We start from the raw sequence: 12,983 nt of genomic DNA, 5'->3' as shown, positions 1-12,983 counted from the left end.
GCGCGATCCCTACGACGACCGCGCCAGCGCGCCGTCGATCATGTTGACCGCGTTCTGCACGCCGTAGACCGCGACGAAGGAGCCGAAGCGCGGGCCCTTCTCCTGGCCGAGCAGCACCTGGTAGAGCATGTTGAACCAGTCGAGCGAGACGCCGGGACGGCCGTCCTTGCCCTTCTTGACCATGTCGAGGAACGGCTCGCGGCGGCCGATCTCATAGACCACGTTCTGGATGTCTTCCGCGCTCGCGTTCGCCGGCATGTTGGCGAGCGCATCGCGCAGATCCTGCAGCGCGGCGCGCTCTCCGTCGGTCGGCTCGCGGAACTGCTTGGTCGGCGCCACGAAGTCGCGATAGTAGTTGATGGCGTAGCCGACCATCGCATCTAACTTCGGATGGGTCTGCGGCGTCACGCCCGGACGATAACGGCCGATGAAACCCCACAGCGTCTCGGCATTCTCCGCGTTCGACGACGACACCAGCGTCAGCAGCAGCTGGAAGGTGACCGGCATGTCGGCCTGCGGCGGCTTGCCGGAATGGATGTGCCAGACCGGATTCTGCAGCTGCTGCCGCGCTTCCTGCCGCGTGAAGCCGTCGAGGAATTGCTGGTAATCGTCGACATTGCGCGGGATGACGTCGAAATAGAGCCGCTTCGCCGCCTTGGGCTCGCGATACATGAACAGCGACAGCGATTCCGGCGAGGCATAGCGCAGCCACTCGTCGATCGTCAGGCCGTTGCCCTTCGACTTCGAGATCTTCTGGCCCTTCTCGTCGAGGAACAGTTCGTAGTTGAAACCTTCCGGCGGCGTGCCGCCGAGCGCCGAGCAGATCTTGCCCGACAGCTTCACCGAGTCGATCAGGTCCTTGCCGGCCATTTCATAGTCGACACCGAGCGCGTACCAGCGCATCGCCCAGTCCGGCTTCCATTGCAGCTTGCAGCGGCCGCCGGTGACAGGAACCGTGACGCTCTCCTTGGTATCGGGATCCTCGTAGGAGATCGTGCCGGCTTTGGCGTCGTGCGCCGTCACCGGCACGTAGAGCACGAGGCCGGTGCGCGGGCAGATCGGCAGGAACGGCGAGTAGCTCGCCGCGCGCTCCTCGCGCAGCGACGGCAGCATGATCGCCATCACCTTCTCGATCCGCTCCAGCATGCGTAGCAGCGCGGCGTCGAAGCGGCCGGAGGTGTAGTACTCGGTCGAACTCGCGAACTCGTAGTCGAAGCCGAACTGGTCGAGAAAGGCGCGCAGCCGCGCATTGTTGTGCTGGCCAAAGCTCGGATGGGTGCCGAACGGATCGGGCACCTTGGTCAGCGGCTTGCCTAGATGCTGCTCCAGCAGCTCCTTGTTCGGCACGTTGTCCGGCACCTTGCGCAGGCCGTCCATGTCGTCGGAGAAGGCGAGCAGGCGCGTCTTGATCTTGTCCTCGGTGAGCACGCGGAAGGCGTGGCGCACCATCGTGGTGCGCGCGACCTCGCCGAACGTGCCGATATGCGGCAGGCCCGACGGGCCGTAGCCGGTCTCGAACAGCACCTCGTCCTTGGGATTTTTCTTCAGCCGCGCCACAATCGCTTTCGCCTGCTCGAACGGCCAGGCGTTGGATTGTTCGGCGAGCGCCCGCAGGTCGCTCGGGCTGGCAGAAGGATCAATCACGGACATTCCTCAGGTTCTCTCCAAAAAGGCCGCGAAAACTAACGCTTTCGCGGCAAAATGCAAAACGACGGGACGTTTGTCGTCATTCCGGGGCGATGCGCAGCATCGGACCCGGAATCTCGAGATTCCCCGGGGTGCAATTGCACCCCTGAGGTCTGGTCCTACGGACCATCCCGGAATGACGAACTCAGAACGGGCTGACCGAGAAATAGCGCAGCCACAGATCGGTGAAGCGGCCTTTTTCCCAGATCCGGAACAGTGCCCAGTTCAGCGACTGCCGGAGCAGGTCGTTGCCCTTGCGGACGGCGATGCCGACGCCCTCGCCGAAATAGCGGCTCTCGACAAAGGGGCCGCCGGCAAAGGCGCAGCATTCGGCGGAATCGGTGCCGTTGATCCAGAACGCGAGCGAGATCGCATCGCCGAAGATGAAGTCGACCTCGCCGCGGCGCAGCGCCGCGCGCAGCGCGTCGTTATCCGGATAGGAATGGATCTCGGCGTCGGTGAACATCGCCTTGAGGTAGGCCTCGTGCGAGGTCCCGGCGATGACGCCGACCTTCTTGCTCTCGAGATATTCCGGGCGGATTTCCGGCATCGCGTTGTCACGGCGCGACACGAAGCGGGCCGGCGCGCGGTAATAGGGATCGGTGAAATCGACCTTGGCGCGCAGCTGCGGCGTCACGGCCATCGACGCGATGATGGCGTCGCCCCGGTTGGTCGCCAGGGCATCGATCAGGGTCTCGAAGCGGCGCATCTGGATGGTGCAGGTGACCTTGATCTCGTCGCAGAGCGCGCGCGCCAGGTCGACGTTGAAACCGGCCGGATTGCCGTCGGGACCGGTGAAATTGAACGGCGGATAGTCGGTCTCGGTCAGAAAGCGGATCACGGTGAGGCGCGACAGGTCCGGGCGGTCCGGCCGGCGCCGCGGGTCCCAGAAACCCGGCACCGCCTGCGGCGCGGCCTCGGCGGCGGCCTTGGGCGGCAGGGTCGGGGCCGCCTGGGTTGCCGCGGGGGCCGCAGGCGCTGCCTGCGGTGCAGCCGGCGCCGAAGGTGTCGCTTGTGCGGGGGCCGCCTTGGTGGGCGGAGCCGGAGCAGGAGCCGTCTTGGCTGCCGGCGCCTGTGCGGGGGGTGTCTGTGCAATTGCAGGGTACGCCAAGGCCAGCAAGGCAGCCGCGATCATGCCCGCGGCCAGGCGAAGCTGGTGCGAACGGACGGCAAAGGGCTGGACAGGCGGATTTGGCATAACCGGCAATTTCAGGAAATTGAACGGCTTATAGCCGAATCGGCGCCTGAAGCGAGCGCCGATTGGGTTAATTCTGAACCGGAAATGGCGATCAGAGGTACCGTTTGAGATCGGCCGCCGCTTCTTCCGGCGTCCGTTTCAGATTGAACGGCGCGACGAAATGACCGTCGCGGTCCATCAGATAGATCAGCGCGGTGTGGTCCATCGTGTAGTCGCCATCCTTCAGCGGCACTTTCTTGGCGTAGACACGATAGCTCGACAGGACCTTGGCGATCGCGGCGGGATCGCCGGTCAGGCCCTTGAGGTGCGGATCGAAGCTCGACAGGTAATCCTTCATTGCGGTGGCGGTGTCGCGTTCCGGATCGACCGAGACGAAATAGGCATTCACGCGATCGGCGTCCTTGCCCATCGCCTTCAGGACCTCCGAGATCTCGAACAGCGAGGTCGGGCAGATATCCGGGCAATGGGTGAATCCGAAGAAAATCAGGGTCGGCTTGCCCTGGAGGTTCTTGTCGGTAACGGTCTGGCCGGACTGGTCGGTGAGCTGGAACGCCCCGCCGATCGCGGCCGGCGCGGCAACGGTGCGCAAGCCGCCGATCGCCCACAGCATGAGGAACAGGCCGACCGCCAGACTGCCCGCGAAGGCAGCGAAGATCACCAATGGGCGCGTGGTCCGGGGCATGATGCGAGGGCGTCCTTGTCAGAAGCAGGCGGAGATGCCGGCCGTGATCATTTCGAAAAACACCGCGGTCCCGTAGTGGAACCAGAGCGCGGCAGCGGCAAGCAGGGCCAATCCGCCGATGCCGGCCGCACCCCACAGGATCGCAGACGCCACCCGGGTCTGTGGAGCCGTTACGAGCTCGGATCGGGTGGAGATCGGCTGAACCATGAGGCTGAGATAAGCCGGGTTCCGGCAGGCAGCAAGCGCAATGGCGGTCGCAGGCCGTCAAATGATGGCGAGCTAATCCGGTGCCGGCGCGTTCATGCCCCGGCGTCTGCCGAGGCCAATGGCCGACGAGGGTCAAACAGAGAAGCAGCCGGAGCTTAGTGCGCGGGCTTCGGCGCCGAGGCCTGGGCGTTGAGATAGCACGGCTTGTACAGCGCCTGCAGTTGCTTGCCGCGCAGGAAGATCATGCGCCGGGTCAGGCCACCACGCCCCGAAATCCATCTGCGTACCGCCGGCGGATACATCAGGTACAGCATATGGGTGGCTTCGGGATTGGGGACCGGACGGCCGTTATCGCCGTAATCCCAGGCTGCGTGGAAGCCGAGGCTGGCGTGCGAGGTCACACAGATCCGGTCGTGAGGAACCTTGCCGAGCACGATGGTGCAGGCCGAGGCACACAGCCCGTCGATGATGACCGTCTCGCCCGAAGTCCGCAGGTCCTGATACCTGTCGACATAGACGCCGATCTTGCCGCCGCGATCGTCGGCGATCCTGACTACAGCTTGAGACACCCCCATTCCCGCCAGCAGGAGAACCGCAGCGAGCAACCCCGTCATCAACTTCATTTTGGCCAGCCCCAGTCGAAACCGAATCTGTTTGGTCTGTGATGCAAGACAATCGTGAGCGTGTTGCGCGCGCGGATTTTTGTCCAGCGAGCGAAGCCGGTCAAAACAAATTCAAATTGGGTGTTGCGCGCACGCTGCAGTGGGACTGGGGAAAGGTCCCAAACTGGAACAACGCGGCGCACGCGGTTGGTGCTCCGCCGCCACAGGCAAGGTCCATTCGGCGTTGACCGCACGCAATGAGGCGGTCTTGAATCTCGGCGGGACGGGGGACCTGAACATGGCTGACGATGCAGATGTGATCGTGATTGGCGCGGGGCTTGCCGGTCTCGTGGCCGCAACCGAGATCGCCGACGCAGGCAAGCGCGTCATTGTGCTCGACCAGGAAGGGGAACAGAGCATCGGCGGCCAGGCCTTCTGGTCGTTTGGCGGCCTGTTCCTGGTCGATTCGCCGGAGCAGCGCCGGCTCGGCATCAAGGATTCGGTCGAGCTCGCATTACAGGACTGGATGGGCACCGCCGGTTTCGATCGCGAAGAGGATTACTGGCCGCGCAAATGGGCCGAGGCCTATGTCGCATTCGCGGCCGGCGAGAAACGCGACTGGCTGCGCGCGATGGGCCATCGCATCTTCCCTGTGGTCGGCTGGGCCGAGCGCGGCGGTTACGACGCGATGGGCCATGGCAATTCGGTGCCGCGCTTCCACGTCACCTGGGGCACCGGCCCCGGCATCGTCGAGCCGTTCGAGCGCCGCGCGCGCGAGGCCGCGAAAAGCGGACGGCTGGTGTTCAAGTTCCGCCACCGCGTCGATGCGCTCAGCGTCACCAACGGTGTGGTCAACGGCGTCAGCGGCGCGATCCTGGAACCGACCTCAGTCCAGCGCGGCAAGAGTTCCTCGCGCAACGCCGTCGGCGATTTTTCCTTCCGCGCGCCTGCGGTAATCGTCGCGTCCGGCGGCATCGGCGGCAATCATGATCTGGTGCGGCAGAACTGGCCGAAGCGGCTCGGCGAGCCGCCCAAATTCATGATCTCCGGCGTGCCCGAACATGTCGACGGCCGCATGATCGGCATCACCGAGGCGGCGGGCGGCCGGCTGATCAACCGCGACCGCATGTGGCACTATGTCGAGGGCATCCGGAACTGGAACCCGATCTGGCCGCGTCACGGCATCCGGATCCTGCCGGGTCCGTCGTCGCTGTGGTTCGACGCGACGGGCAAGCGGCTGCCGGCACCGCTGTTCCCGGGCTCCGACACGCTCGGGCAACTGCACTACATCATGGGCACCGGCTACGATTATTCGTGGTTCATCCTGACCCAGAGCATCATCAAGAAGGAGTTCGCGCTGTCGGGCTCGGAGCAGAACCCGGACCTTACCGGCAAGAGCTGGCGCATGACGATCAAGCGCGCCACCAACAAGGGCGCGCCGGGGCCGGTGGAGGCGTTCAAGCAGCACGGCGCCGACTTCATCGTGCGCGACAATCTCGCCGAGCTCGTCGGCGCCATGAACAAGCTCGCCGGCAACGACCTGTTGCAGCTCGACGCCATCAAAACCCAGATCGAGGCGCGCGATCGCGAGATCACCAACCCCTACGTCAAGGATGCGCAGGTCATGAACCTGCACAATGCGCGGCGCTATATCGGCGACAAATTGATCCGCACCGCGAAGCCGCACCGGATCCTCGATCCCGAGCACGGCCCGCTGATCGCGGTGAAGCTCAACATCCTCACCCGCAAGACGCTCGGCGGGTTCGAGACCGATCTCGATTCGCGCGTATTCGGCAACGATCACCAGATCATCCGCGGGCTCTACGCGGCCGGCGAAGCCGCCGGCTTCGGCGGCGGCGGCGTGCACGGCTATCGCTCGCTGGAAGGCACGTTCCTCGGCGGTTGCCTGTTCTCGGGCCGCAACGCGGGACATGCGGCGGCGAAGGCGGTGAACTGAGGCGTGCTACTCCGAGATCCAGTCGTTGGCCCGCCGGCGTGAACCGGCGGGCTTTTCAGCGGAAGTTCCCCGAGCCGTGTTGCGATCAGGCCGTCTTGGTGAAAAGCGTCAGGATGCCGTTGGTGAGATTGACCGCGACAACTTGTGCCGAGCTGAGGCCCTTCGCCTTCAGCGCGGATACCGCTTCTTCAGACGCGTCGATGGAACCGCGAAGGTTCCGCAGGTCGTCTTCGCTTGCCTTTGCCACGACAGCCTCGACCTTCGACCGGGCGTCGGGCTTGAGTTCCTTGATGTCCACGACCTGTATGCTCCGGATGGCATTGGGCTGGTCAGATTGAGCCTGCGGCATCGCCTTCGGTTGCGTTCCCTGCACCTGCGCCCAGGCAGGTGTTCCAAGCGAGAGCGCCGCAACGATGACGGATGCCGTAGAGATACGGATGTGCATGAGCATTCCTTGTGTTGATTGCCCCCAACATCCCGCGAGAACGCACTCTCCTCGCTTAAGGTTCCGGCCGGAAATCCGTTCGTCGCAGGGGCGCTGCCAAAATATCGAAAACAACCCCATGCAAAGTAGCCGGCGGTGGCCGGCGTTCGACCAGACAACTTGACACGTCGGGCAACTCAGGGGTATTATTCTAATATTCCGAAATTGCGCATTCCTGCTCTAGTCCGCCTCCGCGCTGAGGAAGCGGACGCCGAACGTATCGGCGTTGGCTTCGCCCCAATCGTAGAGTGCCTGCAGCATCGGCTTCAGCATCTCGCCGCGCTTGGTCAGGCAATAGCGCGAGGAGCCGCCGCCGCGCTCCTGCCTGACGAAGCCTGAATTGCAGAGATCGCGCAGGCGCTCGGTCAACACCTTGTCGCTGAGCTGCGGGATGTCGTGGCGCAATTCGCCGTAGCGCATCGGCCGGACCTTGAGCCGGCTCAGGATCACGGTCTTCCATTTGCCGCTGAGCTGATCGATCGAGAACTCGACCGGGCAACCATATTTGCGCTTGGTCTTGCGGATCATTGCAACTCTCCCGCGGCACTTTCCATCTGGTTCGTTGAGAGCCGCCATCGATCCATCTAAGCACGCATTGCACGGGTTGGGCGAGTTCAGGGATCATTGCAAGGCATGACGGACGACAATTCCGCCCAAGGTCCAAGCGACAAGCAACAGCCGCGCAAACGCATCGTCGTCAGACGCAACGGGCCCTACGAACCGGAGCCCGGCATTCCGATCGTCGATCATCTCGGCGTGCCCATCGCAGCCGAGGCGCCAATGCGGCTGTGCCGCTGCGGACAATCGCAGACCAGGCCGTTCTGCGACGACAGCCACGTCGCGCGCGGCTTCACCGACGCGAGGGATCCGCGGCGCGCGCCGGACAGGCTCGAGGTCTATGCCGGGCAGCAGGCGTTCGTGTTCGACAATCGCGGCACCTGTGCGCATTCCGGCTTCTGCACCGACCGTCTCACCTCCGTGTTTCGTCTCGGCGAGCAGCCTTTCATCGCACCCAGCGGGGCGCGCCTCGACGACCTCCTCAACGCGGTGCGCAGATGCCCCTCGGGCGCGCTTGGCATCGGTATCGGCCCCAAGCGTGACGCCAGCCTGTCCGACGTCAGCCGGCCGCCGCAGATCGAAGTGTCGAAGGACGGCCCTTATCGCGTCACCGGCGATGTCGAACTGGTCGATGAGGATGGCGCGCCGATCACACAGAACGCGGGCGCGTCGCAAGAGCATGCCAGCCTGTGCCGCTGCGGCGCGTCGCTGAACAAGCCGTTTTGCAGCGGCATGCACTGGAGCGTCGCATTTCGCGATCCCGTTCCCGATCCGATGCGCGAGCCGACGCTGTTCGAATGGGCCGGCGGCTATCCGGCGCTGCTCGACATGACGCGCATCTTCTACAGTCGTTACGTGCCGGAAGATCCGCTGCTCGGGCCGCTGTTCGCCGAGATGTCGCCGGACCATCCGGAGCGGGTGGCGGCGTGGCTCAGCGAGGTGTTCGGCGGTCCGCTCTTCTACACCGAGCGCTATGGCGGCTATCGGCGGATGGTGTCGCAGCACATCGGCAAGGAGATCCGGCCGGAGCAGCGCGCATTGTGGGCGACCTACATGGTGCAGAGTGCCGACGATGCCGGCCTGCCGAGCGATCCGGAATTCCGCGCCGCCTTCGTCGCCTATATCGAATGGGGCTCGCGCATCGCGGTGGAGAATTCCGGCGCCGGCGCGACACCGCCGCCGAACATGCCGGTGCCGCGATGGTGGTGGGTCTGCAACGCAACGCCCGCTGCGCGGCCGTCCGCAACGGCGAGCGATGCGCAGGCCGCGAACGAGATCAGCGTGGCACTCCCCGGTCCCGACGAGGCCGTGCAGTTCGAGCAGCACATCCGGCCGTTGTTCCGGCCGATGGACCGCAGTTCGATGCTGTTCGCCTTCGATCTCTGGAACGAGGCGGATGTCGCCAGGCACTGCCAACAAATCCTGGCACGGCTCAAGGCCGGGACCATGCCCTGCGATGGCGCCTGGCCGGCCGAGCGAGTGGCACTGTTCGCGCGCTGGGCGAATGGGCAGAATCCGCCGACCTGATTGCGCCGAGCCGATCTCGGAGCAATTTCGAGCGATTTCTGTGAACGGCGCTGCAAATTGTGCAGTGGCGGCGCTCGCTCCGGCAGGTTAGACAGTGCCCGCCATTCAGTGGAGACCCAAATGAGCATTCAGCGTTTCGAAACCGGCCCGCGCATGAGCCAGGCCGTCGTGCACGGCAACACCGTCTATCTCGCCGGCGTCGTCGCCGGCAAGGCCGCGGGCGGCAGCGTCACCGACCAGACCAAGGACATCCTGGCGATCATCGACGGCCACCTCGCCAAGGCCGGCACCGACAAGTCGAAGCTGCTCAGCGCGACGATCTACATCACCGACATGAAGACGTTCCCGGAAATGAACGCGGTGTGGGACGGCTGGGTCTCGCAGGGCAACACCCCGGCCCGCGCCACCGTCGAGGCCAAGCTGGCGGCGCCGCAGTACAATGTCGAGATCATGGTTGTCGCGGCGAAATAGACGCGACGCACGTCATCCAAAGGATACCGGATGCCCCGGATTGCAAAGCGCAATTCGGGGCATTTTCATCTAGCACTCACGCGCTGATCCGCGCTCGCTCGCCCGCAGCCTCACCGAGATCGGACTGAAGCCAGCGGGCAATCCGGCGCCATGAACCGGCGAGAGCCTTGCAGCCCATGAACAGTCCGAGGTGACCACACGGCTCGGTATGGCATTGCAGCCACGCGGGCGGCGTGGCCAAGAGCCGCGCTGTCGCAAATGCCTGGTCGGGCGGAACAACGATGTCGTTCTCTGCGGCGAGCAGGAAGACGGGCTGCTTCACGGCAGCGAGATCGACCTTGCAGCCAAGCGCAACGAAGTCTCCAGCCGCGATCCGGTTCTGGCGAAAGATCCAGTCGGTCACTTCGAGGTAGTAGGTGCCCGGCAGATCGAGCGTCTCGTCATTCCAGCGCGTGAAGCGATCGAGCAACGCCCGCGCATCCTCCGAATTGCGGTCGAGCCGCCTCTGCAGCGCCGCTTCCGCGTCACGCATGGTGAACGGGATGCTCCAGGCCTGCAGCATGTGCTTGCCGCTGATGATCCCATCCCCCTGACGGACCAGCGCCTCGAAGCCTTGCGATGGAAGCGAGGCGACCATCCGGGAAAGCTCCGACGGTACCGAGACGTCGACCGGGCTGCCGGCAAGCACAAGCCGCCGTACCTTGCCGGGAAAGCGCGCCGCATAGAGCAACGACAGCCAGCCGCCCTGACAGAGACCTGCAAGGTCGACCGGCGGCCCGATCGTGTCGACGGCCACGTTGAGATCGGACAGAAAGGTGTCGATCGAGAAATATCGCATCTCCGGTGCCGCCGAGCGCCAATCCGTGAGATAGAGACGCGCAACGCCGGCCTTCTGCAACGCCTCCATCAGGCTGTGGCCGGGGGCAAGATCCGCAATCTGCGCGCGATGCAGCGCATAGGGCGCGCAGACCAGCAGCGGCCGGCCTTCGGCCGCTCTCGAGAAATCCAGCAGGCACATCGACGGCAGCTGAAGCGCGACCGAATGGGCTGTCGTCCAGGGCAGCGCCGCCGCTTCGCCCGGCGAATCCGTGGGCTCGGGCGGACGGTTAGGGTACCACTGCGAGTATATGTCCAGCGCCAATCGCGCGGCTTCAAACGGCCATAGCCAGGCGTCCTGCGCCCAGCTGGTGCTCGCACTTCGATCCGATCGATCCGTCTTTTCGGGCAAGCTCATTCACCGATTGATCGCTACCGGGATGGTCTGGCCAACGCGGGTCACCTTCACGCCGACAAATTCAGGTCGGATCAGTTTACGCCAAACCGGCTGGCGCGGCAGCCACGCCGGGATGTCACGATCTCGCGACCCCGGCGCCGCTTGCTGCCAAGCAGCAAAAGTCCGTCGTTTCAGCGGACCAAAGCGCGATGAGATTGGGTTGAATCATCATCGCGCTTTAGCTCCTTGTTTGAGCATGATCTTTTCGGAAAACCGCTCCACACTTTTCCGGATCATGCTCTAGGCGGCGCGCGCCGTGCCCTTCTCCGCCTCGAGCTTGCGCGCGAACAGCCAGCGGAAATAGGTCAGCGGCGCATCAGCGCCGATCGCGAGCAGCTGATAGTCCGGATCGGCGTCGAACACGCGCTGCTGCGCCTCGATGATATCCTTGTCCTCGTTGAACCCTTCCTCGAGGCTGTGCCGCAGCGACAGCGCGATGTTCGGATTGTCGATGTCGAAATCGTGCAGATAGTTCCAGAAGAAGTGCGTGGTCGAGCGCGTCTCCGGCGTCATGAACTGCGCGTTGCGGTACGACCGCGTGCCCGGAACCTGGACGCCCTTCTCGACGCCCTGCCCCGCCGGCGCAAACGTCGTGTCGAGCGTGAAGATGCCGGGCACGATCATGCGGCCGATATTGCGGCGGTCGATCTTGTCGGTTTTGTTCGGGATCACCTTCTTGTGGTAGGGCGGCGGCTCGGCGCCCATGTGCCAGCGCTCGACACGGAAACCGTCGTCCAGCTTCTCGATCGCGACCGGCTTGGTCTTGTAGGCGTATTCCTCGGAGCCGCCGAGCGTGTTGGTGTGCACGAAGGCGAGATGCGCGAAGTCGCTGAGGTTGTCGACAATCAGGAGCCAATTGGCCTTGTAGTGCATGTAACCCGGCAGGCCGCGCCATCTGGGATCCTCGAGCGGCGGATAGTCGAGGATCAGTTTCGGATCGGCCTTCTCGGGATCGCCGGTCCAGATGAAGATCAGATTGTAGCGCTCGACCACGGGATAGCTGCGCACGCCGAGCTTGGCGGGGATCGTGTCCTGGCCGGGAATCTGGATGCATTTGCCGTCGGCAGCGAACTTCATGCCGTGGTACATGCACCTGATGTCGTCGCCCTCGATGCGTCCCATCGAAAGCGGCGCGGCGCGATGACAGCAGCGGTCGTCCAGCGCGACGACTTTGCCGCTCGACCCGCGATAGAGCACGATCGGCCGTTCCAGGATGGTGCGCGCGACCATCTTGCCGTCGATCAGTTCGTGATTCCACGCCGCCACGTACCAGGTGTTGCGCAGGAAAATTCCGTCGTCAGCCATCTCACCCTCCCGATGCAAGATTTGGTTGCGACGAGGCTAGGTGATTGCGGTCACCGGGATAATCCGATTTGGCTGGACACACTGTACCGGTGGATGGACAATCGGCCATGGAGTGGCGCGACTGGGAGCTGTTTTGCGAGGTTGTTGAGCATGGCGGCTTCACCGCGGCCGCGCGCGTGCTCGGCCATCCCAAATCGAGTCTCAGTGCTGCGGTGCAGCGTCTCGAAGCCAATCTCGGGCTGCGGCTGATCGAGCGCACCACCCGGCACCTGCGGCTGACCGATTCCGGCGAGACCATCTATCGCAAGGTGCGCCCGCTGTTCACCGCGCTGCACGACACCCACAGCGAGGCGTTGGCGATGTCGAGCGCGGTTGCGGGCACGCTGCGCATCAAGGCGCCTTATGAATTCGGCGCGCATCATGCGGGACCGGTCGCCTGCGCGGTGATGGGCCGCTATCCGGAACTCGCGATCAGGATCGATGTCGAGCATGACATCGTTAGTCCGATCGCCGAGAACTACGACATCGTATTTGCGATGCTGGAGGCACCGCTGCCGTCGGCCGGCATCGTGATCCGCCGCGTCTTCACGCTCGAGCGCGGCCTGTTCGCGGCACCCGCGCTGCTGGAGAAATTCGGCGAGCCGCGCACGCTGGATGATCTACGAAAGCTGCCGCTGCTGACCGGCCCCAGCGATCCGCCATGGGCGATCACCGCTCCCGGCGGCGCGGTCGAGCATCTCGCGGTCGATCGCGCACGCCTGACCAGCTCGAATGCCCATGTCCGGCTGCAGGCGGCGCTCGCGGGCCATGGCGTGCTGCGGGTCACCGCCAGCTACACCCGCGCCGCCGTCGCGGCCGGCCAGTTGCGGCGGCTGCTGCCCGATCATGTTTGCGAGCCGCTCAACGTACATGCGCTGTTGCCGGCGCGGCAATTTGTCCCGGCGAAGGTGCGCTGCTTCCTCGATGCGATGGAGGCGCATGCGCGCGGGGATCCGGAGGCCTATATCAGGCCGTAGCGGTCTTTTTTGGCCGA

The 12,983-nt window shown here is 64.5% G+C and carries 13 protein-coding genes; 4 read left to right on the top strand and 9 right to left on the bottom strand.

Translation table 11 applies throughout. The features are described 5' to 3' along the window. Window positions 1-9: 9 nt before the first annotated feature. The 5 genes from ACVMDN_RS41305 to ACVMDN_RS41285 form a co-directional block, all read right to left on the bottom strand. Window positions 10-1,650, bottom strand: coding sequence for a lysine--tRNA ligase (locus ACVMDN_RS41305; protein WP_076832417.1), 1,641 nt, complete (start codon window positions 1,648-1,650; stop codon window positions 10-12). A 181-nt stretch (window positions 1,651-1,831) separates the two neighbouring features. Further along, on the bottom strand, window positions 1,832-2,821 hold the full coding sequence (locus ACVMDN_RS41300; RefSeq protein ID WP_076832849.1) for a transporter substrate-binding domain-containing protein: 990 nt from the start codon (window positions 2,819-2,821) through the stop codon (window positions 1,832-1,834). Between the two features lie 154 nt (window positions 2,822-2,975). After that, window positions 2,976-3,566 (bottom strand): SCO family protein, encoded by a 591-nt coding sequence (locus tag ACVMDN_RS41295; protein WP_057016042.1) that lies wholly within the window; start codon window positions 3,564-3,566, stop codon window positions 2,976-2,978. An 18-nt stretch (window positions 3,567-3,584) separates the two neighbouring features. Further along, window positions 3,585-3,719, bottom strand: coding sequence for a hypothetical protein (locus tag ACVMDN_RS41290; protein WP_276486903.1), 135 nt, complete (start codon window positions 3,717-3,719; stop codon window positions 3,585-3,587). Between the two features lie 209 nt (window positions 3,720-3,928). Further along, entirely contained in the window at window positions 3,929-4,396 is a 468-nt protein-coding gene (locus ACVMDN_RS41285; RefSeq protein ID WP_057016040.1) for a hypothetical protein, read from the bottom strand. Between the two features lie 277 nt (window positions 4,397-4,673). Here ACVMDN_RS41285 and ACVMDN_RS41280 point away from each other — a divergent pair, with 277 nt between their 5' ends. Next, window positions 4,674-6,332, top strand: coding sequence for an FAD-binding dehydrogenase (locus ACVMDN_RS41280; protein ID WP_076832852.1), 1,659 nt, complete (start codon window positions 4,674-4,676; stop codon window positions 6,330-6,332). An 85-nt stretch (window positions 6,333-6,417) separates the two neighbouring features. Here the strand turns inward: ACVMDN_RS41280 and ACVMDN_RS41275 are convergent, their stop codons facing one another. Further along, entirely contained in the window at window positions 6,418-6,777 is a 360-nt protein-coding gene (locus ACVMDN_RS41275) for a hypothetical protein (protein ID WP_076832857.1), read from the bottom strand. A gap of 219 nt (window positions 6,778-6,996) precedes the next feature. After that, entirely contained in the window at window positions 6,997-7,344 is a 348-nt protein-coding gene (locus ACVMDN_RS41270) for a winged helix-turn-helix transcriptional regulator (RefSeq protein WP_057016039.1), read from the bottom strand. A gap of 105 nt (window positions 7,345-7,449) precedes the next feature. On the opposite strand from ACVMDN_RS41270, the gene ACVMDN_RS41265 reads away from it, so the two are divergent. After that, window positions 7,450-8,901 carry a CDGSH iron-sulfur domain-containing protein gene (locus ACVMDN_RS41265; protein WP_076832420.1) on the top strand — a complete coding sequence of 484 codons (1,452 nt, stop codon included), beginning with the start codon at window positions 7,450-7,452 and terminating at the stop codon, window positions 8,899-8,901. 120 nt (window positions 8,902-9,021) lie between these two features. Then, entirely contained in the window at window positions 9,022-9,372 is a 351-nt protein-coding gene (locus ACVMDN_RS41260) for a RidA family protein (RefSeq protein ID WP_076832423.1), read from the top strand. Between the two features lie 76 nt (window positions 9,373-9,448). Here ACVMDN_RS41260 and ACVMDN_RS41255 read toward each other — a convergent pair whose 3' ends face one another. Next, complete coding sequence (locus ACVMDN_RS41255) at window positions 9,449-10,606, bottom strand: alpha/beta fold hydrolase (RefSeq protein ID WP_083715161.1); 1,158 nt, start codon at window positions 10,604-10,606, stop codon at window positions 9,449-9,451. 279 nt (window positions 10,607-10,885) lie between these two features. Next, window positions 10,886-11,950: an aromatic ring-hydroxylating dioxygenase subunit alpha gene (locus ACVMDN_RS41250; protein WP_076832425.1), complete on the bottom strand. Its 1,065-nt coding sequence runs from the start codon at window positions 11,948-11,950 to the stop codon at window positions 10,886-10,888. Window positions 11,951-12,018: 68 nt separating this feature from the next. On the opposite strand from ACVMDN_RS41250, the gene ACVMDN_RS41245 reads away from it, so the two are divergent. Then, window positions 12,019-12,966 carry a LysR family transcriptional regulator gene (locus tag ACVMDN_RS41245; RefSeq protein WP_244558949.1) on the top strand — a complete coding sequence of 316 codons (948 nt, stop codon included), beginning with the start codon at window positions 12,019-12,021 and terminating at the stop codon, window positions 12,964-12,966. Window positions 12,967-12,983 lie beyond the last annotated feature (17 nt).

This window comes from Bradyrhizobium sp. USDA 4510 (assembly GCF_054059095.1).
The sequence above is the reverse complement of the archived record's forward strand: the minus strand, read 5'-3'. Positions and strand labels throughout refer to the sequence as shown.